General features: G+C 44.6%; 20 protein-coding genes. 14 read left to right on the top strand and 6 right to left on the bottom strand.

Annotated elements, in window-relative coordinates; translation table 11 throughout:
• Positions 1–70: 70 nt before the first annotated feature.
• Positions 71–1,405 (bottom strand): PepSY domain-containing protein, encoded by a 1,335-nt coding sequence (locus tag Q0788_RS07805; protein ID WP_298809319.1) that lies wholly within the window; start codon positions 1,403–1,405, stop codon positions 71–73.
• Positions 1,406–1,567: 162 nt separating this feature from the next.
• Positions 1,568–3,655 (bottom strand): TonB-dependent receptor, encoded by a 2,088-nt coding sequence (locus Q0788_RS07800; protein WP_298809317.1) that lies wholly within the window; start codon positions 3,653–3,655, stop codon positions 1,568–1,570.
• 502 nt (positions 3,656–4,157) lie between these two features.
• On the opposite strand from Q0788_RS07800, the gene Q0788_RS07795 reads away from it, so the two are divergent.
• The 5 genes from Q0788_RS07795 (at position 4,158) to Q0788_RS07775 (ending at position 8,677) form a co-directional block, all read left to right on the top strand.
• Positions 4,158–4,433, top strand: coding sequence for a Trp family transcriptional regulator (locus Q0788_RS07795; RefSeq protein ID WP_298809311.1), 276 nt, complete (start codon positions 4,158–4,160; stop codon positions 4,431–4,433).
• Between the two features lie 99 nt (positions 4,434–4,532).
• Positions 4,533–5,951, top strand: coding sequence for an anthranilate synthase component I family protein (locus tag Q0788_RS07790; protein ID WP_298809309.1), 1,419 nt, complete (start codon positions 4,533–4,535; stop codon positions 5,949–5,951).
• A 72-nt stretch (positions 5,952–6,023) separates the two neighbouring features.
• Positions 6,024–6,671 (top strand): aminodeoxychorismate/anthranilate synthase component II, encoded by a 648-nt coding sequence (locus Q0788_RS07785; protein WP_102090496.1) that lies wholly within the window; start codon positions 6,024–6,026, stop codon positions 6,669–6,671.
• 18 nt (positions 6,672–6,689) lie between these two features.
• Complete coding sequence (locus Q0788_RS07780; RefSeq protein WP_298809303.1) at positions 6,690–7,424, top strand: lysozyme inhibitor LprI family protein; 735 nt, start codon at positions 6,690–6,692, stop codon at positions 7,422–7,424.
• A 299-nt stretch (positions 7,425–7,723) separates the two neighbouring features.
• A complete protein-coding gene (locus Q0788_RS07775) occupies positions 7,724–8,677 on the top strand; it encodes an EamA family transporter (RefSeq protein ID WP_298809301.1) in 954 nt (317 codons plus the stop codon).
• Between the two features lie 112 nt (positions 8,678–8,789).
• On the opposite strand, the gene Q0788_RS07770 is transcribed toward Q0788_RS07775, so the two are convergent.
• The 4 genes from Q0788_RS07770 to Q0788_RS07755 all read right to left on the bottom strand — a co-directional run bounded on the left by Q0788_RS07770 (position 8,790) and on the right by Q0788_RS07755 (position 12,408).
• Positions 8,790–9,533, bottom strand: coding sequence for an amino acid ABC transporter ATP-binding protein (locus Q0788_RS07770; protein ID WP_057761251.1), 744 nt, complete (start codon positions 9,531–9,533; stop codon positions 8,790–8,792).
• 59 nt (positions 9,534–9,592) lie between these two features.
• A complete protein-coding gene (locus tag Q0788_RS07765) occupies positions 9,593–10,336 on the bottom strand; it encodes an amino acid ABC transporter permease (RefSeq protein ID WP_057762590.1) in 744 nt (247 codons plus the stop codon).
• Positions 10,337–10,350: 14 nt separating this feature from the next.
• The gene (locus Q0788_RS07760; protein WP_296208476.1) at positions 10,351–11,187 is read right to left on the bottom strand and encodes an amino acid ABC transporter substrate-binding protein; all 837 of its coding nucleotides are present in this window, start codon (positions 11,185–11,187) and stop codon (positions 10,351–10,353) included.
• 447 nt (positions 11,188–11,634) lie between these two features.
• Positions 11,635–12,408, bottom strand: coding sequence for a UTRA domain-containing protein (locus Q0788_RS07755; RefSeq protein WP_298809298.1), 774 nt, complete (start codon positions 12,406–12,408; stop codon positions 11,635–11,637).
• A 384-nt stretch (positions 12,409–12,792) separates the two neighbouring features.
• On the opposite strand from Q0788_RS07755, the gene hutU reads away from it, so the two are divergent.
• The 9 genes from hutU to Q0788_RS07710 all read left to right on the top strand — a co-directional run bounded on the left by hutU (position 12,793) and on the right by Q0788_RS07710 (position 22,878).
• Positions 12,793–14,511 carry a urocanate hydratase gene (gene hutU / locus Q0788_RS07750; RefSeq protein ID WP_298809295.1) on the top strand — a complete coding sequence of 573 codons (1,719 nt, stop codon included), beginning with the start codon at positions 12,793–12,795 and terminating at the stop codon, positions 14,509–14,511.
• A 70-nt stretch (positions 14,512–14,581) separates the two neighbouring features.
• Positions 14,582–15,946 (top strand): YjiH family protein, encoded by a 1,365-nt coding sequence (locus tag Q0788_RS07745; RefSeq protein ID WP_298809294.1) that lies wholly within the window; start codon positions 14,582–14,584, stop codon positions 15,944–15,946.
• A 121-nt stretch (positions 15,947–16,067) separates the two neighbouring features.
• On the top strand, positions 16,068–17,630 hold the full coding sequence (gene hutH / locus Q0788_RS07740; protein WP_298809292.1) for a histidine ammonia-lyase: 1,563 nt from the start codon (positions 16,068–16,070) through the stop codon (positions 17,628–17,630).
• Between the two features lie 23 nt (positions 17,631–17,653).
• Positions 17,654–18,712 carry a formimidoylglutamase gene (gene hutG, locus Q0788_RS07735; protein ID WP_298809289.1) on the top strand — a complete coding sequence of 353 codons (1,059 nt, stop codon included), beginning with the start codon at positions 17,654–17,656 and terminating at the stop codon, positions 18,710–18,712.
• A 96-nt stretch (positions 18,713–18,808) separates the two neighbouring features.
• Entirely contained in the window at positions 18,809–20,098 is a 1,290-nt protein-coding gene (hutI, locus tag Q0788_RS07730) for an imidazolonepropionase (protein WP_298809593.1), read from the top strand.
• A gap of 244 nt (positions 20,099–20,342) precedes the next feature.
• Positions 20,343–20,705 (top strand): roadblock/LC7 domain-containing protein, encoded by a 363-nt coding sequence (locus Q0788_RS07725; protein WP_010201036.1) that lies wholly within the window; start codon positions 20,343–20,345, stop codon positions 20,703–20,705.
• 177 nt (positions 20,706–20,882) lie between these two features.
• Positions 20,883–21,377: a PAS domain-containing protein gene (locus Q0788_RS07720; protein WP_298809287.1), complete on the top strand. Its 495-nt coding sequence runs from the start codon at positions 20,883–20,885 to the stop codon at positions 21,375–21,377.
• Positions 21,378–21,380: 3 nt separating this feature from the next.
• Positions 21,381–22,130: a PhnD/SsuA/transferrin family substrate-binding protein gene (locus Q0788_RS07715; RefSeq protein ID WP_298809285.1), complete on the top strand. Its 750-nt coding sequence runs from the start codon at positions 21,381–21,383 to the stop codon at positions 22,128–22,130.
• 124 nt (positions 22,131–22,254) lie between these two features.
• A complete protein-coding gene (locus Q0788_RS07710) occupies positions 22,255–22,878 on the top strand; it encodes a hypothetical protein (RefSeq protein ID WP_298809283.1) in 624 nt (207 codons plus the stop codon).
• Positions 22,879–22,908: the final 30 nt, after the last annotated feature.

Raw genomic sequence — 22,908 nt, 5'->3', positions numbered from 1 at the left:
AAAACTCAATATATTATTAGCACATTGGTACTAGCAATATATTGAGCATATTAATTTTATATCTTAATATCTATTTAAGTTTTTGCGACGCTTTAAGTCGTTGCTGTCGACCTTTCCACCACAGATAGACGCCTGTAACTGACAACACTGTCACAGCCAAACCTACCAGTGCTAAAAATATTTGATACAGTAAGTGACCGATGCCATGGCCAATATGACCCATATGTAAAGTCATCAACCAATTGTTTGTTTTGCTACCAAATGATGAGTTTTGATAGCCAAAATTCACCTGTTCAACGCTACCCGTTTTTGCATTGACTGTGATGGATGATGCACCGCCTTTTTTACCAATGTCCTTATCTGTCTTAAAGCGCAGCTGCCATTGACCCTCATCTTCAATCCAGCGTATGCCTAAAAACTCCCGTACTATCATGTCCTTGCTTTGGGCAGCGATGTTTGCCTGCTGACTTAAATAAGCAATGCTATTGGCTTTGTTGACCACATCAACAGCCTCGACATCGACATCTTCATTGTTTACAGCCTTAACCCTATTCGCTGTTTCTGCACCAGACGCCTGCTCCGCTTTTTCTGATGGCTTTCTTGATTTCTCCTGTCTTTCACCTCTTTCCTCGAGTCCTACGACAGCGTGCATCACAGGTTGATAGACCTCTCTTAGGTTAAAACCAACACTCGACCACGCGATGACAAACAAGATCCCCCAAAGCCATAGCCCAAAGGCATGGTGTAGATCATAATTCAATTTAAACATATTACTTTTAGTACGGATTTTCCACGCTGGTAACCAGCGTTTAAAAAATGAGGCACGTTTTTTAGGCGAGGTTTGGTTCTGTGCTTTTTTCTTAATCGCTCTAGGAAACGTTAAGTAAAAGCCAATAAAGCAATTAATCGTCCACACGAGCGCGACAATCCCTAGTAGCAATTTTCCAATATCACCCAGTAATAAATCGCGATGCAACCAAAACACTTTCCACATGGTGTTGCGCCATGCCCACTCATCTCTATCACGAGTACCAATGATATCGCCAGTATAAGGGTGGACATAAACTTGTTGAAACGGTGCTTTTGGTTGGTTTTGGGCGGCTTTTCCTCGTGCTCTATCTACCGAAAATACAGCCGACCTCTCTGCTGCTATCGAGGTTGGCATGCTAGAAAAAGCATATTGAGGGTACGCACTGATGACCTTGTCATGAAGCTCGGCAATAGGCAGATGTGATGCGTTTTGTTTCTCAACCTGAGCCAGTTTATGGTTGAAGACATCGTCTAGCTCGTCATGAAATGCCAATAATGTGCCAGTAATACCAGTGATAATTAAAAAAGCTGCCATGGCAAGCCCAGTATAACGATGGAGCCATAGGCAAGCTTGACGAGGATTGAGTGAAATCATTAGTGTTGGTTCTTTATCATATATTGTTTTAGTAGGTACTTATCAGTTGGCACGTCATTGCTGTTACAGCCAATGTAAAAGCTAGTAGGCAATAAAAAGCCAGCTCTCGTGTAAGACAGCTGACTTTATAATTACGATTAGACTTAAATTCGATAAGCTAGATTAGAACTGATAAGTTAAAGATGTTTTGATATTACGTCCCATCTCAAAATCAGTATAGGCATCATCGATAGAGTTGCGTGATGCATGGCTTGCATAAGTCTCATCAAAGATATTGTATACACCTAGTGTGGCCTTTAGACCTTCGATTTGAGTTGGCGTATAAGTCATAAAGATATCGTGTACGTCATAGCCTGGTTTTTCGTTGTCATCACCAGCGGTATTCGGTGTCACATCGGCCACATAAGTACTGCGCCAGCCAAGCTCAGTAGTATTGGTTGGAGCGTAACCCAAGTTGACCATGTACTTATCGCCAGACTCAGATCCACTACCACTGACAGAAGAGATATTGTAACCCGTATCTTCGCCTTTGCTACGCGCACGAGCATAGCTTAGACCCATGTTGAAGTTATCTGCGCGATAGTCGGCCGATAGCTCTACACCTTTGATTTTGAAATCTTCGTCATTGTTAATGACACCTTGGCAGGCTTCAGGGGCAGCACTTGTACCTAGTTGCCCAGTTGTGCAATTCATGCCAGTTCTACTACCACCTGCACGTACAAACTCAATATAGTTTTCGATATTGGTTTCAAAGTATTTAGCACTTAATTTTAAAGAGTCATCAGCCATAGTCAGACCACGCAGCGTTGTAGCAATACCGACTTCTGCATTGTCACCTTCTTCTGCTTTTAGGTCATTGTTTACATACGTATCAGCGCCATCGGTGTTAAAAATCGTTTGGCTAAGATCTGGACCATTAAATAACTGCGTATAGCTCGCAAATATTTGGGTACGCGGTGCAATCTCATAGCTCGCAGCCAATGCGCCAACGACATTGTCATAAGTTTTGCCAGCCGATACATACTCTGGAGACTCATAACGGTCATAACGGACGCCTGGCGTTAAGCTAAGCTTACCCATTTGCCATTGGTCTTCTAGATACACTGAAGTATTGGTTGCTTCATCGGTGCTCGCATTACCAAAGTCACGTGTCATCTCAGATTCTTTTTTGTAATGCTCAACCCCAGCGATTAACTTATGAACCCCTGGCACACCATTGATGATACTGCTATCGACGATACTGGTGTTTTGTACTTTTGCGCCTGTGGTTTGGACTTCTGCATCAAACTCAAACCCAGGTTCGCCATCAGAGTTACGCAAAATCTGCGTGCTAGTCTGATATACATTGGCGTCTACATTAACCAACTGGTTGGCAGGACTGTAAGCGTAGTCAAGCGCATAGGTATCACGTTTGACTTCCTGCGGGATGATTGGGTTCCAGCCACCAGCAGGAAAATCTGGACGTAAAGGGAACTTGCCTTTGTTTTCGGTACGGCTAAAGCTAGCGCCTACATGATGGTCACTACCGACATAAGCACCAGCTTTTAATAGGATGTTTTCACCTTCGCTGTCTTCCGTTTGGATTTTACGGCCTTTACCGTCTTCACCAGCGTCCGCATTGCGTTTGCCATAATAAGCCAGCAAATCAATATTTTCTGTTGGCGCACCATACACAGTGGCAGAAGTTAGCAGTTCATCATTGTTGCTAGCATAACCTGTATGCAGCTTAGCACCTACTTTTTGACCTGGCTTAAGTAAATCTGCCGCGTCGACTGTCTCAAAAGCAACTGCACCGCCGATGGCATCATTGCCTAGCGTCACTGAGTTATTGCCCACTGATACTTCTGCTTGTTTTAGCAGATCTGGATCAATAGTGACATCACCCATATGGTAGAACAATGCGCCTTCTTGACGTGCGCCATCAATCGTTACTTTTAGGTTGGTATCATCAAGACCACGTACACGAATACGTTGGTTGACCGATGAAGTACCGCCCACGCTTACCCCTGGTACAACGTCCAGAAAATCACTCAAATGGCTGGCTTGTGCAGCTGGGGTGTAGTCATCTATGTAGACAGAGTCTTCTTGTACAGCGTCACGTACTGAGCTATTCGCTGTTACAGTGATAGTCTGCAATGTCGTGTTTGGCATATCTGCTGCTGTTGCGGCACTGGCAGCTTGCGTCCACAATACAGCGGCAACACCGATAGACAATACTGTCAATTGACTAGATAACTTTACTTCGCGCATAACACATTTACTCACTTTGTTTACTGTCAGAAATTAGAATTTTTAGAATTATTTTTAAAAGTTGTCGTCAAACAACCCTTAAAATAGTGCCTACCAGAAGATTAAACACCTCAAAACACTTAAGCTCATCGTGCGAATAACATGATTAATGTTAATGATAATGATTTGCGTTTAAATAATGAGAGGCATAATAACGAAGTATTAACACTTTGGCAATAATTAATATAATAAATTCTCAGTTTTAGCTCTGAATATGCTGAGAGAGTGCAGAAACGCTTCGATACTGGTTATAAGATAATCCTTCAATATAATTCTGGCTATGTATTAAGGCTATATGTAGTCAGGCATAGGAACTAATCACGTCTATAGTAGTCTGATATTAACTTAGCTCATCACTTGTTTTTCTTGTACTACTGTACTAGAATACTGAAACAAGATAGTTCTCAGCGAAAAATCGCTCAACAAGCGACCTATCTATTTTCTTTGGCTAAGATTACCTATTATGACTACCGATCCTTATCAAAGCTTAGTGAAACATTTGACCAACTGTACTGATAGCGCAGATATCGAAAAGCTGCTCAGTGCCCTGCTGACCGATAAAGAACAGCATGACATCGCCAATCGTATTCGCATTTTTGACTTGCTAGATCGTGGCATCACTCAGCGTGATATCTCAGAGCAACTAGGCGTTGGTATCGCCACTGTCTCTCGCGGTGCCAAGGCCAAGCAAAGCCATGATGTCAGCGCGTTACTGGCTACTCATAGAGATCACTATTAACTATTTTGACCATACTATCTAGCTTTTTACTGGCGACTCTCACAATTATTAATCTACACTTATTAATCAACACACATTTGAACCATTTCGGACTTTGTTATGACCTCTAGTACTCGCACACAGACCAAGCCTGCCCCTATCGATATTCCGAGCAAACCACAACGCATCAAACTGACGCAAGATATCGATTTTTTTGCATTATTCAAACGTATCGAAAGCGCGTTTGATACCTGCTATTTGCTCGAATCATTGGGTGAAGACAGCCATATCTCGCGCCATCATGCGATTGGCTTTGACCCTGTGACGACTATCGCCGCATTAGACCGTAACACGCTTGCGATTACCGACAATAAAACTGCTGAAACAAACTGCTATCAAACCGACAACCCTTATCAGCTACTGCGTGATATAACGCCGCAGCATGTCATCGCTCGCGATCAAAGCGGTGGTCTAGTCGGGTATTTGGGTTATGACTGCGTGAACTTCTTTGAACCTAGCCTCAATGCAAAAGCCAGCGAAGACTTTGAACCATTTAAGTTTGGCGTGTATCTAGATGGATTGACCCTAGATAAGATGACTGGGGAAATCTTTTACTTTTATTACCCCACCGCTCAGCAAGAAAACCGCATCGAGCAAATCAAAGCCCTACTCGATGAGCCAACGCCCAGCTATGAAGCGCCTAAAGTTGCATTTTTAGGTGATGGCATGAGCCAAGAAGAGCATGCCAATGTCGTTATGCAAGTCAAAGAAGACATCATCGCTGGGCGTATTTTTCAGTGTGAGGTTGGGTTTAAATCTAAGTACCGTATTGCCGGTGACAAGATGCCGATTTATGAAAAGCTACGTGCCGTCAATCCATCGCCGCATATGTATTTTATGAAATTTGCGCAGCAGTGCATCATTGGCGCTTCTCCTGAGCTGCTATTCCGCTTGCGTCAGGGTGAAATGGAAACTTATCCACTCGCAGGCACTGCCAAACGCGGCGTCGATGTGATAGAGGATCGTCAGCTTGCCCGCGCCTTGCTCAACGATGCCAAAGAGATTGCCGAGCACAATATGCTAGTCGATTTGCATCGCAATGATATTGGCCGTGTGGCACGATTTGGTACGGTAAAAGTACGTAGCTTGATGGATATCAAACGCTTCTCTCACGTGCAGCATATTTCTTCTGAGATCGTTGGTATCCTGCATCCTAACGAAGATATGTTTAGTGCCCTTGCTAGCAATTTCCCTGCTGGTACGCTATCAGGCGCACCTAAAGTAGAAGCCATCAAAGTGATTAATGAGCTAGAGCCGGATGGTCGCGGTGCTTATGGCGGTGCATTAGGCTCGTTCAATTTTAATGGTGATTGTATCTTTGCCATTCCAATTCGCAGCCTCTTTATCAATGGCGAGTCTGCCTACGCTCAAACTTGTGGTGGTAACGTTTACGACTCCAACCCAGCAGATGAATACTTAGAGATTCAGCGTAAACTGTCGGCGATGAAAGTCGTGTTAGATAGCTTTATGCAATCATAACGGATACCAAACGTACTGCATAAATTGACCATATTTTACCTAGCACTATTTTTACAAAAGAGTTTATGACCCATGAATGTTTTAATTATCGATAACTACGACTCGTTTACCTTCAATCTCTACCAATACGTGGGTGAGATTTTGCAAACCTTAGACAGTGACAAAGAAGCCAGCGTCATCGTTAAACGCAATAACGAAATCACCTTAGCAGATGTGCAAGCGATGAATCTTGATAGAATTATCATTTCACCTGGACCTGGCTCCCCTGATGATCCAGCGTACTTTGGTATCTGTAGCGAGGTCATTGAGACACTGGGCAAAACGGTGCCACTACTGGGCGTCTGCCTAGGTATGCAAGGCATTGCTCATGTGTTTGGTGGTGATGTGGTACGCGCTAGTGTGCCGATGCATGGCAAAGTCTCATCGATTCGCCATGATAACTCAGGTATCTATCAAGGCTTACCACAAGAGCTTGAGATCATGCGCTATCACTCACTGGTGGTAAAAGCCGACACCATCCCAAGCTGTCTGACGATTACCTCGGTAGTCGCCAATGATAGCTGTGCTGAATTAAGCTTTGCTGAGTCAGCATTGACTGGTGATGAGATTATGGGACTGGCGCACAAAGAGTACCCAATCCAAGGCGTACAGTTTCACCCTGAGTCATTTGCTACTGAAGGTGCTAAGCGATTGCTGAGTAACTTCTTGCTGCAGGTATAAACCTATATGTCCGTCTCCATGTCTGCCTCAAGCCTAAATACATCCAGCTTGCTCGGACGTACTGCGTTGTTCTTGAGCTTGATGCTAATGACGTCTGTCAGTTCGGCTGTAACACCTGTACAGGCAAACTTTACCATGGGCATGGACATCCAAGGTCAACGTCTCAACCTTTATGAGAGCTGTGCAGAAGGAAGCGTCACTTGCAACAATATGCTACTGGTCGCTCCCGATTTAGGACGGCTATTACAGACAACACCAGAACCTAGTAAGTCGCCCTATGCTGTCAAATACTACTCTGCGCAAACCAAGCATAGCTTATGTAAAGATGGCGTGACCCCGTGTCGACTTCAGGGTTATACCTTTGAGGGCGAAGATTTTGACGGGTTTATAGGTATCTCGAACCATGAGATATCTATAAAAAGTAAATGGACAGTCGATACCTATAGTGCCACCTACAAAGAAAACGCGACTTATCTACCATTAGCATCACAAGCTGATCTGGTTGATCATATATATAACACGTCTGATAAAGCATTGAATGAAAGCTACCGAGTAACGCGAAATGAAGTCAGACGCCTGTACGGTGAAGATATGGCGGCTGATCTTAAAAAAGAGCAGACTCAGTGGATAAAACAGCGCTCAAAAAATTGCGGAGCTGATACGGATCATTTGCCAAGAACCCAAGTGGAAAAAGTGTGCTTTATTCAGCGAAATGCTCTCCGAGAGCAAACATTCTTTTTATGGATTGATTAACAGAGACTATAGAAATAAAAAAATGGTGCGAACACAAATATGATATGAGTGAATGATTCGATATTGTTTAGGTTATTTAGCAAACGCTAGCCATTTTTTAGCCATTTAGATAACTATCAATTGAATTTAGCACACGACCTAGTAGTCATTTATTATCTTTTAATGATAGACTCAAAAGAACAAACAAAAGACAGCCTTTAATCAGGTTGTCTTTTCTTATTTCAGCATTGCTTGGAGAGATTGTATCAACAGCAATCTTACAACATCTTGTGTCACTTAGATCGTAAGAAGAAAACAGTATGGCAAACATCGACAACGGAATGACGACCCACTCGCATCAATCATGGCTAGGCACCATTCAAATCATTACGGCTGCTATTTGCTGGGGTACGTTGGGTATATTCTCGACCTATCTCAACCAAATTGGATTTAGTGGGTGGCAAGTAACCATATTACGCATTGTCACGGCGGCCTTTATCATCTTAGCCATGCTACCAAAACTGTGGCCACACCTTATCAAATTACAGCCAAAACAGTGGCTTGGAATGGCGATGCAGTCGTTGATAGGTGTCCTTGGCATGTCGGTCTGCTACTTTTTTGCGGTCAGTTATGTTGGTGCTGGCCCTGCCGTTGCCTTACTCTATACCGCACCCGTATTTAGCTTATTGTTCTCAAAATTCTTACTGAGTGAGTCCATTACTCGCAAATCAGTGTTACTTGCATTGATGGCTGTGTTTGGCGTAGGCTTAACCATGTTAGGTGAACAAGCAAAAGTTAACTGGGGCATTTTACTCGGTCTATCAGCAGGGATGTGTTATTCGTTATATGGCGTATTGGGCAAGCGCGCGATGCATTATGCTCACCCTGCCCCTTTGGTGTTTTTCACTTCCATTATCATTAGTGCTGGCGTACTACTGCTCTTGCCTGAGACCTATAACACTTATGATCAGCTATTAGATCTCCCCTTGATGACTTGGGGCTATGTTTTAGGATTATCATTATTGGGAACCGTCGTGCCATTTGGGCTATATATGAAGGCATTAGAGAAGCTGCCTGCCACTCGTGCATCGGTATTTACGATTTTTGAGCCATTAACTGCGATTGCGCTCGCGATGCTGTTACTGCATCAATCTTTGTCTTGGATTCAATATCTGGGCGTGGCGCTTATTTTGCTGGCGGCTTTGTTAAATGCTGTATTAAATGGTACTGCTACTCGCGTACCTCGCTGGTTAAAGCAACGACAAAAAATATAGTTTACTGTCTATTATTTGAAATATGTCCTATTTATTGCGATAAAAAAAGCCCCAACCATTGCATCATGATTGGGGCCTTTTTGTTTCATTACTTACGCAAAAACAAACGTTTTTACTGCTCAATACGTTGCAAAAATGCCTGCGTACGAGGATGCTTTGAGTCTTCAAACAGCTGCTTGGCACTGCCTTCTTCAACCACATGACCATCCTCAATCAGAACAACATGATCGGCAACGTCACGAGCAAAGTTGATTTCGTGAGTTACTACAACCATGGTCCAACCTTCAGAGGCTAGCTGCTTCATCGTCTCAAGCACATCCTGTACCAACTCTGGATCAAGCGCAGAAGTTGGCTCATCAAATAGTAACAATGATGGCTCAATAGCCAGCGCACGGGCAATACCAATACGCTGCTGCTGACCACCAGATAGCTGAAACGGATAGAGATCTGCTTTGTCCGACAGTCCAACTTTCTCCAGTAGTACCAATGCCTGCTCACGGGCTTGTGCTTTGCTCTGCCCTTGTACGACCGTAGGCCCAAGCATCAAGTTTTCAATGGCTGTCTTATGTGGAAACAAGTTATAAGACTGAAACACCATACCTGACTTACGCTGTAAGGCTAATAGCGTTTTTTTACTTGGCTTAGTCGCGAAGTCGACGCTCAAGCTATCGTCATCAAAAGCAATCACACCTTGATCAGGAATCTCTAGCGCATTTAAACAACGCAAAAAGGTGGTTTTACCCGATCCTGAAGGTCCTAATATTACGACCACTTTGCCTTTATTGATGGTCAAGTCGATGCCTTTTAGCACCTGATTTCCACCGAAGGCTTTATGAATATTAGTGACTTTGATCATAAAAATTCCTGTTGTGCTAGGGCGTGTCTATTGAGCCATAATTTATTTTACTACGTAGCTTATTTTGCCACATAGCGATCTAGCCGAGTTTCAAGCTTGCCTTGGATAAAGGTCAAGAACAGACAGATACCCCAATAGATAATCGCCGCTTCTGTATAGACCAGCATAAACTCATAGTTACGAGCCGTGATAATTTGTGCTTGTTTGAACAGCTCAGTGACCAGTACCAGTGAAGCAAGTGAGGTATCTTTTACCAGACTGATAAAGGTATTAGACAACGGCGGCACCGACACTCTAAGCGCCTGCGGTAAAATTACATGACGGAAAGTCTGTAGATACGTCAGACCAACCGTCGAGCCTGCTTCCCACTGCCCTTTTGGTATTGATAAAATCGAAGCACGCACTGTCTCTGATGCATACGCACCGATGTTCAATGAGAATGCAATAATCGCTGAGGGAAAGGGATCAAGCTTCACCCCAACACTTGGCAGACCATAGAAAATAATAAACAGCTGAACCAGCATCGGTGTACCGCGAATGGCGGACACATAGACACGAGCGAGCCGATAAATGATTTCATGGAACCAAGTGGCACGCGGAATGATACGAATCAATGCCACTGTTAGTGCAATGGCCATACCAATCGCAAATGAGATCAATGCCAGCGGTATCGAATAATAGATACCGCCTTTGAGCATTGGCCAAAACGACGAGATGACAATCTGCGCTCGATCAGGACTCATAAATGGCAGTACTGCCAATAAGTCCGCGAACCATGATGTAGACATTACAGAAGCTGACATGATAGAAACTGGCATTATTTTTGTTGACTTATATCAGCACCAAAGAACTGTTCGCTAAGCTTGGTAAGTGTGCCTTCAGCCGCCAATTCAGCCATCGCTTCATCCAGTTTTGCTACAACTTCATCATCACCTTTGATAAGCACTAGACCTGAACCAGTTTGTTCACTAGCAGGTGCAGTTAATTTAATCTCAAGATCAGAATCTGGGAATTTTTTGAGATAATCTAATACGGCTAGATTGTCATTCATCGTAAAGTCAGCACGGTCTTGCTTAACCAATTGAATCGCTTGTGCCATACCATCGACAGGAACGATCTCTGCACCATAACGCTCTGCAAGCTCACCGTAGTTACTGCTAAGTGATTGCGCAGTACGTAAACCTTTTAGACCTTCCCACGAGCTATAACGGTTGTCATCAGTAGGTGCCAATACAACCGCACCTGACCAGCTATAAGCCATTGCTTTGTCATACTTTGCTTTACGCTCAGGCGTGGTCAAACTGACTTGGTTAGCCACCATATCAAAACGTTTTGAATCCAAACCAGCCAGCATCGCATCCCATTGGGTTTCTTTAAACTCAACGTCTACGCCCAGTTTATCCGCGACTGCACGCGTTACTTCAACATCATAACCCGTTAGTTTGCCGCTCTCATCATGATACGTGAACGGAGGATAAGTCCCCTCTGTACCGACGTTGATAGTGCCGCCGTTGTTGATACGTTGTAGCAAATCAGAACCGCCTGTTGCAGCGCTGTCAGTTGCACTGGTATCGGCTTCGTTGGTAGTAGATTGACCACAAGCGGCAAGGAACATAGTGCTGGCGGCAAGGGCTAAGAGAGTACGACGTTTCATAAGACGTCCTTATAAGAGTGAATGAATAAAGTAAAAACGCATAATGTTAATAAGACACACAGCACTAATAAAATATACGGTGCTAATAAATAGGGCAAGCCGACACAGAAGAACAATATAAGCTCCTCTATGATATTCGGCTTTGGTTGCCCGATTTGAGGCTATTTGGGCTATTTTTCAATACTGTTTCTATATTATATTTTAATTTTTAACGATTGTTCAAATATTCTGACGACTTTAAGTAAGAGCAATTGCTATCTTATTAAATAGCAGCTTATGGATATAGTATCTCACTTTGGACAGAAAAACGTACAAAATCAGTGAGCATACGTAAGCTATAGTCAGTTCAATATAATTTCGATACAAGGAAACCGAGTGCAAGTTATACATTAGTATGCTTAGCGAGGATGACGATGTATCGGATTTGTATAGGCTTGACTATATCTGCTACAACTCACCCGAAAACTGGTAGCGATCACCTGCATGCCACATTTTGACAAAGGTAACGACTTGGCCAGCTGAATAGGTCTGTCGACGCAGCACAAGCGTTGGTGACTGCGGCGCAATTTGCAAAAACTCAGCTATTTCATCAGGGGCTGCCAATGCTCGGATGGTATAGCTACCACTCTCTAGAGGACTTTTGGCAATTAAGTAATCACTGGTATTGACCACACTAAAATCCTGATCGATAAACTTCGGCACTTTTTTGGCATCGACCCAGCGTTCTTCAAACTGTATGGGCTGACCATCGGCAAAGTGAATAATTTTTACTTCATACAGGACAGCTTCATCCTTGGCGTCTGTCCGAGCGCTTGTGTTAACAGGTACAGTCCCTTTATCAATCACAGACTCTTCATCAATACCAAACTTACGACGCAGCTCATTATCGAGCATATCAGCCGTAATAGCACGCTTACTCACGACCTGTGCCTCATAGTCGCGATTGGCCGACTTCAAATCCTCAGCGATGTTGCGTACCTCAACAAACGTATGGTTGAACTGCTGCTGCGCAACAAACGTCCCTGACCCTTGTCGACGCTCTAGTACCCGCTCCTCGCTCAGCTCTTTTAGCGCACGGTTGACTGTCATCCTTGACACACCAAACTCTTCAGCCAGTGCCATTTCTGTCGAAATTGCGTTGCCCGCTTGCCACTTACCAGAATGAATATTGTCTAGTATGGCGTTTTTTATGCGTTGATACGCCGGAATCGTCTTTGTCATATCCGCCTTGACCGTCAGTTTTGCTAATAGGAATGACCACATAATATCACGAGACCACCGTGCAAGCCTTAGTCAAAATGTCTGAGCGTTCAGTATTAACTAGGGCGCTTTTCAACTCACTCGATGTTATCTAAATCGGCTAAGTGAATAACAAAAATAATCAGCTCACGAAAAAAAACCTTGCATGAAAAAAGTATCTTTGATAATTTGTATATACAACTTTACAGCAGTGCTAGAAAATTTGTTTTATCGATTCGATATTTTTATGAATTTAGATGAACGCCTAGTAGTAGATAAATGCTTAGTAAATAAATATCTAGACTGACTGTAAGACACTTACTTTGATGACTTTATCGCCCTATTCGCTATCACAAGGATATGATCATGACTACTGACAACGGAACCAACAAAGAGACTAAGCTGACTCGCCGCGATGAGAGCCGTAATATTGCTGCGCCTACCGGTAGCACGCTACATTGCAAAAGCTGGCTGACCGAAGCCCCTTATCGCATGTTGCAAAACAATCTCCATCCTGATGTGGCAGAAAACCCAAAAAGCCTAGTCGTCTATGGTGGTATCGGGCGTGCAGCCCGCAACTGGGAAAGCTATGATCAAATCCTAGAATCGCTAAAAGAGTTAGAAGATGATGAGACGTTGCTAGTACAGTCTGGTAAGCCAGTCGGCGTGTTTCAAACACACGAAAACGCACCACGCGTATTGATTGCCAACTCCAACCTTGTGCCTCGCTGGGCAACGTGGGAGCACTTCAACGAGTTGGATCGCAAAGACTTATTTATGTACGGTCAGATGACTGCAGGTAGCTGGATTTATATCGGCACGCAAGGCATCGTCCAAGGTACGTATGAGACTTTTGTGGAAGCGGGTTGTCAGCATTATGACGGTAGCTGGGCGGGTCGTTGGATTTTGACCGCTGGTATGGGCGGTATGGGCGGCGCGCAGCCACTAGCCGCGACTTTTGCAGGGGCGACTTCGTTAAACATCGAGTGTCAGCAGTCTAGTATCGATTTCCGCTTACGTACTGGTTATGTCGATAAGCAAGCAGATAATCTTGACCACGCTTATGAGCTGATCAAACAACATACTGACGCTGGCGAAGCTGTCTCTATCGCCCTACTTGGTAATGCCGCAGATATCTTACCTGAAATGGTCAAGCGTGCTAATGCTGGTGGCATGAAGCCTGATTTGGTTACCGATCAAACATCAGCGCATGACTTGATCAATGGCTATCTACCAAGCGGTTGGACGGTCGAAGAATGGAAAGCTGCTCAAGAAGATCCAGAGCAACATGCAGCACTGACCAAAGCCGCTGCTCAGTCTTGTGCCGTACACGTCCAAGCGATTTTAGACTTACAAGCGATGGACATTCCAGCGACTGATTACGGTAATAATATCCGTCAGGTCGCTTTTGATGAAGGGGTCAAAGATGCCTTTAACTTCCCAGGCTTTGTCCCTGCATATATTCGTCCGCTATTTTGCCAAGGTAAAGGCCCCTTCCGCTGGGTAGCGTTATCAGGCGATCCAGAAGATATTTATAAGACTGATCAAAAAATCAAAGAGCTATTCCCTGAAAACAAACATATCCATCGCTGGTTAGATATGGCAAAGGAACGTATTCAGTTCCAAGGCTTGCCTGCTCGTATCTGCTGGCTAGGTCTTGGTGAGCGTGATAAAGCAGGTTTGGCATTTAATGAAATGGTCAAAAACGGCGAGCTAAAAGGCCCGATCGTTATTGGTCGTGACCATTTGGATACGGGCTCTGTCGCCAGTCCAAACCGCGAAACAGAGAGTATGAAAGACGGCTCAGACGCCGTATCTGATTGGGCGTTATTAAACGGTATGCTGAACGTGGCAGGCGGCGCGACGTGGGTATCACTACATCATGGCGGCGGCGTTGGCATGGGTTACTCGCAGCATTCAGGTATGGTCATCGTCGCGGATGGTACTGACGCCGCAGCCAAACGCTTAGCACGAGTACTGGTCAATGACTGCGGCTCAGGGGTTATGCGTCACGCCGATGCAGGTTATGAGTTGGCGATTAAAACAGCGAAAGACTATGGTCTAAATTTGCCAATGGTCAAATAGTTTGTCCCTTGTTCTTATACGCTGTAGCTGGGTATAAGGACATAATCGGCGTCTTATCAAGGAGGATAATATGATTGAGCAAAATACGACATCTAGTCTGAACGATGAAATTACAACGACATCATCGAAAAAACTACTATCAACCCCTATTGCATTAATACAGCTGATCGTATTCAGTGCGATCGGTTTGGTGATGTTTTTTGTGCCATTTACCATTGGCGAGAAAAGCACGATTTTGTTCGATCATGGTGCGACCTATCTGGTGACTCAGCAGCATACTTTGTCCGTTACGCTATTGTTTTTACTCATGCTCTATGGCGTGAGTAAGCCATTTATCGATGGCTCATGGCGTAAAAATATCACTCACATGATTATGACGACTTTCAAGATCATCGGTCTGATGTTGGCAGTGATGTATGTGGCTGACATAGCGCCTGCCTTTATGATGGAAAAGGACATGCTGCCTTTTCTGTTTGAAAAACTGGCCTTACCAGTCGGTATGATTGTACCGCTTGGGGCGTTGATATTAGCATTCTTGGTTGGTTTTGGCTTACTAGAAATGGTTGGTGTGCTCATGCAGCCAATTATGAAACCTATTTGGAAAACCCCAGGTTCATCAGCGATTGATGCTGTTGCTTCCTTTGTCGGCAGCTACTCCATTGGCTTACTCATCACCAATCGTGTGTACTTGCAAAAGCAATATTCAGCGCGTGAAGCCATTATCATTGCGACCGGGTTTTCGACTGTATCGGCGGCATTTATGGTTATTGTTGCCAAAACGCTTGGTCTGATGGAGTTCTGGAATGTGTTCTTTTGGTCTACATTGGTAATTACCTTTATTGTCACTGCGATTACTGCTCGTATTCCGCCTATTAGTCTCTTTGATGATAGCGTTGAACGTCCCGCTTTAGACCATAAACATGGTACACGGCTAGCAGCTGCGTTTGACTTGGGATTATCCACTTCACGCCGTGCCACTGACCTCAAACAAATCTTGTGGTCTAACTTTCGTGATGGCCTAACGATGGCAGCCGCCATTGTGCCATCTATCATCGCTGTCGGCTTAACAGGATTACTATTAGCAAAATATACACACGTATTCGATGCATTAGGTTTGCTTCTTTATCCCTTTACATGGCTTGGCGGCTTACCAGAACCGCTCGTCGCTGCCAAAGGAATGTCAGCGGGATTGGCTGAGATGTTCTTGCCAGCATTATTACTAAGTGAGGCAGATATTCTGACACGCTATGTTGCAGGGGTCATTTCCATTAGCAGTGTGCTGTTCTTCTCAGCCATGATCCCATGCGTGCTTGCCACTGAAATTCCTGTCTCTGTTGGCAAAATGGTCATTATTTGGTTCGAGCGCGTGGTTTTTAGTATTTTGCTAGCCGCAGCGTTTGGACAATTGGCGCTGTATATGAACTGGATTGGTTAATAAAAATGACATCAAAGAAGATACATTAAATGATCTAAAAGCGCCCAAACAGCTTACCCTCACAACGATATACCTTAAAAATAATATAATTAACCCCGCTTACAACACTAGGATTACCCTTATGAGCAATATCAAACAACTAACCCTACATCCTCGCCAGCTTAGCTTTAAGATGCTACGTGATATCTACGAGCAGCCTGTCATATTGACGTTGCCTGAGAGCGCTTATGAGGCGATAGATGCCTCGCATGAAGATGTACGTACCATCATTGCGCGAGACAAAAGCGCTTATGGTATCAATACTGGTTTTGGCCTACTTGCTAAGACACGTATCAGTGATGATCAGCTTGAGCTACTTCAGCGTAACCTAATCGTTTCTCACTCAGTGGGTACTGGTGAAGCTCTTCCTGCCGGCGTAGTACGACTGATTATGGTAATGAAAGTTGCCAGTCTGGCGCAAGGCGTTTCCGGCGTACGCCGCGAGGTAGTTGATAGTTTACTTGCCTTAATCAATAATCAAATCACACCCAATATCCCAGCCAAAGGTTCAGTTGGCGCATCTGGTGACTTAGCCCCTTTGTCGCATATGACACTTGCGATGATGGGTGAAGGCGATGTGTTTGTTGCTGGCAAAAAAGTACCTGCTGCTGACGCTCTAGCACAGCATGGACTTGAGCCTATTACTCTTGCAGCTAAAGAAGGCCTCGCGCTTATCAATGGTACGCAAGTCTCAACTGCTCTAGCGTTACGTGGTTATTTCTTAGCGCGTGACTTGCTTGAGACTGCGACCATTGTTGGCTCACTGTCGATTGATGCGGCCAAAGGATCAGACTCACCATTTGATGCGCGTATTCACGAAGTACGTGGCCATCATGGTCAAATCGAAATCGCCAAAGCACATCGTCAACTCATCAAAGGCAGTGCTATCCGTGCCTCACATGACGGTGAGCAAGACGATAGAGTGCAAGACCCTTACTGCCTACGCTGTCAGCCGCAGGTCATGGGTGCTTGCCTTGATATCATCAACCAAGCAGGGAAAACGCTACTCATCGAATCTAATGCGGTGACAGACAACCCACTTATCTTTAATAACGAAGATGGGCCAGTTGCTATATCAGGTGGTAACTTCCATGCTGAGCCAGTGGCTTTTGCCGCAGATATTCTAGCGTTAGCTATCGCTGAGATTGGCTCGATGTCTGAGCGCCGTGTCGCTTTGCTAATCGATGCGACGCTGTCAGGTGGTCTGCCGCCATTCTTGGTTGATAACGCTGGGGTAAACTCAGGATTTATGATTGCGCATGTGACCGCAGCGGCTCTGGCTTCAGAAAACAAATCTATCGCCCACCCTGGTAGCGTCGATAGTATCCCGACTTCTGCCAACCAAGAAGACCATGTGTCTATGGCCACCTATTGCGCACGCCGCCTATACGAGATGGCGCAAAACACTGCCACCATCATCGGCATTGAGCTATTGGCTGCTGGTCAAGGGATTGATTTTCATCGTGGATTAGATACGTCAGAGCCGTTGACTGTGGCGCATCGAAAACTACGTGAGAAAGTGACTTTCTATGATAAAGATCGCTACCTCGCCCCTGATATCGAAGCAGCTAAGCAGTTGGTATTAGACGGTACGCTTGCTGAACATTGGCAGTCACTACGCAGCGATTGGTATGAGTCTAAATAAATATTGATGTGCGGAGAGCAGCGATGACAATAGCGAGAACAACAGCAACGACTACCACACGCATTAGCCATACACCTGCTGATATGAGCCAGTGGACAGGACGTGCAGAGCCGTTTGAGACTGCACGTGCCCGCTATTGGTATCAGCTTGCTCAGCCCTACGAGAAACAACATATCGGACTAATTGGCTTTGCCTGTGATCAAGGCGTCAGACGCAATCAAGGCCGCGTAGGTGCTAGAGCTGCTCCGCCATTGATTCGTCGAGCTTTTGCTACGCTGCCAGTCATCGCTGATTTGCAACAACGTTTTGATGGTCAATTACCAACCTTATTGGGTGATGCTGGCGACATTCATTGTGATGATAATGATGGCTTTGCCGACAGCTCTCTTGAGCAAGCTCAGCTCAAATATGCCGATGCAGTGAGCAATGTTATCAAACAAGGTGGTCTACCCATCGGGCTTGGCGGTGGTCATGCCATTGCTTATGGTAGCTTTTTAGGATTATGGCAGGCGTTAGAAAATACAAGCGATACAGCTGTCAGCACAAACACAGCGCCTACTATCGGAATTATTAATTTTGATGCCCATCTTGATATTCGTCAGTCTGATGTAGCGACCTCCGGTACACCGTTTCGCCAAATTGCCGAGCACCTTAATGCACACGATCAGCCTTTTCACTATTGCTGCATTGGCGTCAGTCGGTTCTCTAACACGGCGGCGCTTTTCGATCGTGCCGAGCAATTGGGCGTACAGGTCATTAGTGATGAAGACTGTCATGATCAGCCTTGGGATACACTTGCTGAGCGGGTCAAAAGCTTTGTAGATCAGGTCGATATCATATATTTAACCGTCGATATGGACTGCTTGCCATCTAGTGTTGTGCCCGGTGTAAGCGCACCTGCTGCTTACGGCATTGATCTTGGTTTTGTTGAGCGTATGGTCAAAACCATCATGGCATCAGGCAAAGTAAAAATGGCAGACCTTGCTGAGATTAACCCTACCTTTGATATTGACAGTCGTAGCTGCAAAGTCGCTGCTCGCTTACTAGCGACTATTGTAGAGCAGCATTTACTTAGCGCTTAAACACATTAGCCTCCCAATAGTTAGGAGCATATTATGAATGAATTAAAGAACTCCGTATCGAAAAATCCTATAGAACAAACGCTAGATGCATCTACTATGACATCACTTGATCATATTATTATTAATTCCAATATTGCGACTTTTTCAGCGCAGCATGGTTTTGGTATTGATGCATGTGTAGATACAAATGAGCACGCTGATAGCATCCCATATGGACAATTACTGAACGCTGTCATCGGTATTAAAAACGGTAAAATCGCTTGGGTTGGCACACAGAATCAAATCACTGCTCATTTGTCTAAATATCAAGCTAGCCAAATCACGGATGTAAATGGTAAATGGATAACGCCTGGACTCATCGATTGCCATACGCATATCGTTTATGGTGGCAATCGTAGCAATGAGTTCGAAGCACGTTTGCAAGGCGTTAGTTATCAAGAGATTGCTGCACAAGGCGGCGGTATTGTCGCGACGGTCAGTGCTACCCGTGCTGCCAGTATTGAGACGCTATTTGCCCAAAGTGAAAAACGCTTAGTCGCGCTCATGAAAGAAGGCGTCACCAGTATCGAAATTAAGTCTGGTTACGGCTTGGACTTGGACACTGAACGCAAAATGCTCACGGTCGCTCGCCAACTGGGCGAAAAATATGACATTCATGTGAGCACCACTTATCTAGCAGCGCATGCTCTACCACCTGAATACAAGTCTCACGAGCAGGACCGTGCGGATGACTATATTGAGCAAGTCTGCGAGTGGCTACCCATTCTACACTCAGAAGGTTTAGTCGATGCAGTCGATGGCTTTTGTGAAAATATCGCTTTTAGTACAGAGCAAATTAGACGAGTGTTTGAAGTGGCTAGCTCATTAAATCTACCAGTCAAACTGCACTCTGAACAGCTATCCGATATAGGTGGTAGTGCCTTAGTTGCTGAATATAAAGGACTATCGAGCGATCATCTAGAGCACTTGTCAGAAGAAGATATCAAAAAAATGGCCGCTAGCAATACCGTTGCCGTGATATTGCCAGGGGCATTTTATACGCTACGTGACACCAAGTTGCCACCGATTGAGGCATTACGTAAACATCAAGTTCCTATGGCTATTTCAACCGATTGTAATCCTGGCACCTCACCGTTAACGTCGCTTTTATTGACGATGAATATGGGCTGTACGCTATTTTATCTCACGCCTGAAGAAGTACTGGCAGGCTCGACCGTTTATGCGGCGCAGGCACTAGGACTACCTAATAAAGGTAAAATAGAGGTTGGCTGTGATGCCGATTTAGCGCTATGGGATATCGCTCGTCCCGCTGACTTGGCCTATCAGATGGGCTTAAACCCTATCAAAGGTATCATGGTTCAAGGACAATGGCGCGAGACACTGTAATCAACCTACCTTTATTTATCGTCATTAAAAAAGCCCCAATCATTGAGTGATTGGGGCTTTTTTAATAACAATGTTGCAAATTTTATGGAATTGAAGAAAAAAAACTTCATAACCTCACTTTAAATAGGGATTTACTATATCAATATTATTAGTAAGGATTTATAATACCCTTTTTTAAACAGGGTTATTTTTGGCTAACTATAGTTCATAAATAAAAATTAACAAACAGTATAGAGAAAGCGATATGCGTACAGATTCATTTCAGCAGATATTGGAAGACTTAAACAGTTCATCAGCAGATGTTGAAGCATCTGCGCTAATCTCTAACGATGGTCTTATGATTGCTTCAGCTCTACCAACCGGCGTGGATGAAGATCGCGTGGGTGCTATGTCAGCAGCATTATTATCATTGGGTGATCGTGCAGGACGCGAGTTGGCACGCGGTAGTATTGATCGCATTATGATTCAAGGCGAGAAAGGCTACGTCATCATGACCTCATCAGGCGATGAAGCCGTACTCACCATCATGGCAAAACCCAATGCCAAGCTTGGCTTGATATTCCTAGATATTAAGCGTGCCTCAGAAGCGTTGGCAAAGCTCATTTGATTAGCGACTGCTTATCGAATTTATTAGCTTTTTAATTACTATAAATATAGTCGGTTCAATAGAATTTGAATACAAGGAAGCCGAGTGAGAGTACTACAAGTAGTAGGCTAAGCAAGGCTGACACCGTATCCAATTTATAGAGGATTGACGATATAACGATTAACGAAGGAGATGACCATGGGTTCTCCAATCCCTGATGCACACAAATCCGATATGCTTGCTGAGCAAATCACGATGACTTATCATGATGGCACCTCACGGACTGTCTATGATACTGGTCTAGAGCGCCCCTACCCAGACGGTAAGCTGATTGTCTCGCGTACCAATCTCGACGGTATCATCACTCACGTCAACGACGCCTTTGTCGAAATCAGTGGCTATCATGTAGATGAATTGATTGGCCAACAGCACTATATTTTGCGTCATCCTGATATGCCAAAAGCCGCCTATAAAGACTTATGGAGTACGGCTAAGTCTGGACAAAAATGGCATGGCTATGTCAAAAATTTATGCAAAGACGGCAGTCATTATTGGGTTTATGCCACTGTGGTGCCTAACGTGCGTCGCGGCGAAACCGTCGGCTACACCTCGGTACGACGCAAACCATCACGCAGCAAAATTGAAGCGGCGATGACTCAATATGCCCAAATGAAACAAGATGAGGAAGGCTAAGTCATGACGACACACAATATGTTAATCGCCCCTGATTTTTCGCCTGATCGCTTTGCAGGCTGGCACATGTTCAACACCTTGATTCAAAAACGTGCCAACTTAAACATGCATCTCAATATTCCTGCCTCTCACGCTGAGCAAGAGCAGGTCATTGATGCTGGTGACATTCAAATTATTTACGCCAACCCTTTTGATGCAGCCACTCTCATCCGAGAGCAAGGCTATCGAGCCATTGCGCGACCTATCGGTAAATCTGATGAAATGATCATTGCAGCCGCTGCCAATAGCACTATCAGCCGTTTGGAAGACATTCAAGCAGGGGCTAATGTCGCGATGGCTGACAACCGAGATGTCAAACTGATTGGTTTGCGATTGCTAGAAGCCGTCGATATAGAAGCGTCTGATCTCAACTGGGATGTGACCGAGACCTATCAAGCGGCTGCCCGCAAAGTCATCAAAGGTGAAGCCCATGTCGCGTTCTTTTTGGCAGAGATTTTTCATAGCTTTTCACGCTTGACCAAGACTCAGCTATCGGTACTTATCGAAAGTGATTTGGCTGATATTAGCCATGTACTCCTTGTTAAAGAAGACTTTCCCGATGCACAAATCTTCCTAGAAGCCATCCTGAATTTGCACAACGATGCAGATGGTAAAGAGGCCTTGGCTGAGCTTGGCATGCCTCAAGGGTTTGAGCCAATGAGCGAAGAAGATGCCGAATTTATGATTGATTTGATGCAAACGTTATTGGACTAATCGCTCAATCATTGTATTGATATCAAGCGCTATTTTGCGAAATGAAGTCATCGTTTGTCGTATGACATCATTATCACTGAAGCAAGCACCGTCGTAATAATAGCGATGACAGGAGGGTATTATTATGTCTGATTCAGACCTGATCAAAGAAAATGAAAGAGTCGCGCATCGAGTATTGCGGTTTTACTCTCGTAAAGTATTTTTGGCACCCAACAACCGTCACTTTCATGAGCAGCGTATCAATGCAGCGTTACTGTTGACGGAGAAAGAGCCGTTACAAGGCGCTGTAGCGGACTTTTTTTATGGGTGCTGGTTTGATATCCCATATGATGTAAACAACCTATTTACTCGTATCAAAGATCGTTTGTATCCTCATGTCCAGCAAGGCTTTCGCGATTGCATTGATAAGAAAAGATACATCCAGCGCAATAGTATGTTGGCCACTCGTTGGAGTGTGCTGATATCCCCTTCTCTCAATGAGCAAAAGCAACGGCTGCGTATCAGCAGCGACGATGCCCGAGAAATCGCTAAAGACATCACCACTGAGCTGATGCAAGCGCGTGATGACGAAGACTGGGGTACGATTGAGCAAATCGAAAATGAGTTTTTTGCCCATTGTACTGCGCGCAATGATCGTCTCGCATTTTCGCTAGTATGGTTTCGCTTGGGTAGAAGTGATTGGCAGTTCGATGCACGCTGGGACAACTGCCAACAACATCTCGATCAAACTATAGTCAAATCCACATAAATCCGCTACATCGTTATCCTCGCTAAGCAT

The organism is uncultured Psychrobacter sp. (assembly GCF_947500265.1).
In the GTDB taxonomy this organism is placed as follows: domain Bacteria; phylum Pseudomonadota; class Gammaproteobacteria; order Pseudomonadales; family Moraxellaceae; genus Psychrobacter.
Note: the sequence above shows the minus strand (reverse complement) of the source record. Positions and strands in the feature narration are given on the sequence as shown.

What these genes read in the sequence shown, in the direction of transcription:
- Q0788_RS07805 (WP_298809319.1), bottom strand. Translation starts at nt 1,405, where the DNA reads ATGATTTCACTCAATCCTCGTCAAGCTTGCCTATGGCTCCATCGTTAT.
- Q0788_RS07800 (WP_298809317.1), bottom strand. Translation starts at nt 3,655, where the DNA reads ATGCGCGAAGTAAAGTTATCTAGTCAATTGACAGTATTGTCTATCGGT.
- Q0788_RS07795 (WP_298809311.1), top strand. Translation starts at nt 4,158, where the DNA reads ATGACTACCGATCCTTATCAAAGCTTAGTGAAACATTTGACCAACTGT.
- Q0788_RS07790 (WP_298809309.1), top strand. Translation starts at nt 4,533, where the DNA reads ATGACCTCTAGTACTCGCACACAGACCAAGCCTGCCCCTATCGATATT.
- Q0788_RS07785 (WP_102090496.1), top strand. Translation starts at nt 6,024, where the DNA reads ATGAATGTTTTAATTATCGATAACTACGACTCGTTTACCTTCAATCTC.
- Q0788_RS07780 (WP_298809303.1), top strand. Translation starts at nt 6,690, where the DNA reads ATGTCTGCCTCAAGCCTAAATACATCCAGCTTGCTCGGACGTACTGCG.
- Q0788_RS07775 (WP_298809301.1), top strand. Translation starts at nt 7,724, where the DNA reads ATGGCAAACATCGACAACGGAATGACGACCCACTCGCATCAATCATGG.
- Q0788_RS07770 (WP_057761251.1), bottom strand. Translation starts at nt 9,533, where the DNA reads ATGATCAAAGTCACTAATATTCATAAAGCCTTCGGTGGAAATCAGGTG.
- Q0788_RS07765 (WP_057762590.1), bottom strand. Translation starts at nt 10,336, where the DNA reads ATGTCAGCTTCTGTAATGTCTACATCATGGTTCGCGGACTTATTGGCA.
- Q0788_RS07760 (WP_296208476.1), bottom strand. Translation starts at nt 11,187, where the DNA reads ATGAAACGTCGTACTCTCTTAGCCCTTGCCGCCAGCACTATGTTCCTT.
- Q0788_RS07755 (WP_298809298.1), bottom strand. Translation starts at nt 12,408, where the DNA reads ATGACAAAGACGATTCCGGCGTATCAACGCATAAAAAACGCCATACTA.
- hutU (WP_298809295.1), top strand. Translation starts at nt 12,793, where the DNA reads ATGACTACTGACAACGGAACCAACAAAGAGACTAAGCTGACTCGCCGC.
- Q0788_RS07745 (WP_298809294.1), top strand. Translation starts at nt 14,582, where the DNA reads ATGATTGAGCAAAATACGACATCTAGTCTGAACGATGAAATTACAACG.
- hutH (WP_298809292.1), top strand. Translation starts at nt 16,068, where the DNA reads ATGAGCAATATCAAACAACTAACCCTACATCCTCGCCAGCTTAGCTTT.
- hutG (WP_298809289.1), top strand. Translation starts at nt 17,654, where the DNA reads ATGACAATAGCGAGAACAACAGCAACGACTACCACACGCATTAGCCAT.
- hutI (WP_298809593.1), top strand. Translation starts at nt 18,809, where the DNA reads ATGACATCACTTGATCATATTATTATTAATTCCAATATTGCGACTTTT.
- Q0788_RS07725 (WP_010201036.1), top strand. Translation starts at nt 20,343, where the DNA reads ATGCGTACAGATTCATTTCAGCAGATATTGGAAGACTTAAACAGTTCA.
- Q0788_RS07720 (WP_298809287.1), top strand. Translation starts at nt 20,883, where the DNA reads ATGGGTTCTCCAATCCCTGATGCACACAAATCCGATATGCTTGCTGAG.
- Q0788_RS07715 (WP_298809285.1), top strand. Translation starts at nt 21,381, where the DNA reads ATGACGACACACAATATGTTAATCGCCCCTGATTTTTCGCCTGATCGC.
- Q0788_RS07710 (WP_298809283.1), top strand. Translation starts at nt 22,255, where the DNA reads ATGTCTGATTCAGACCTGATCAAAGAAAATGAAAGAGTCGCGCATCGA.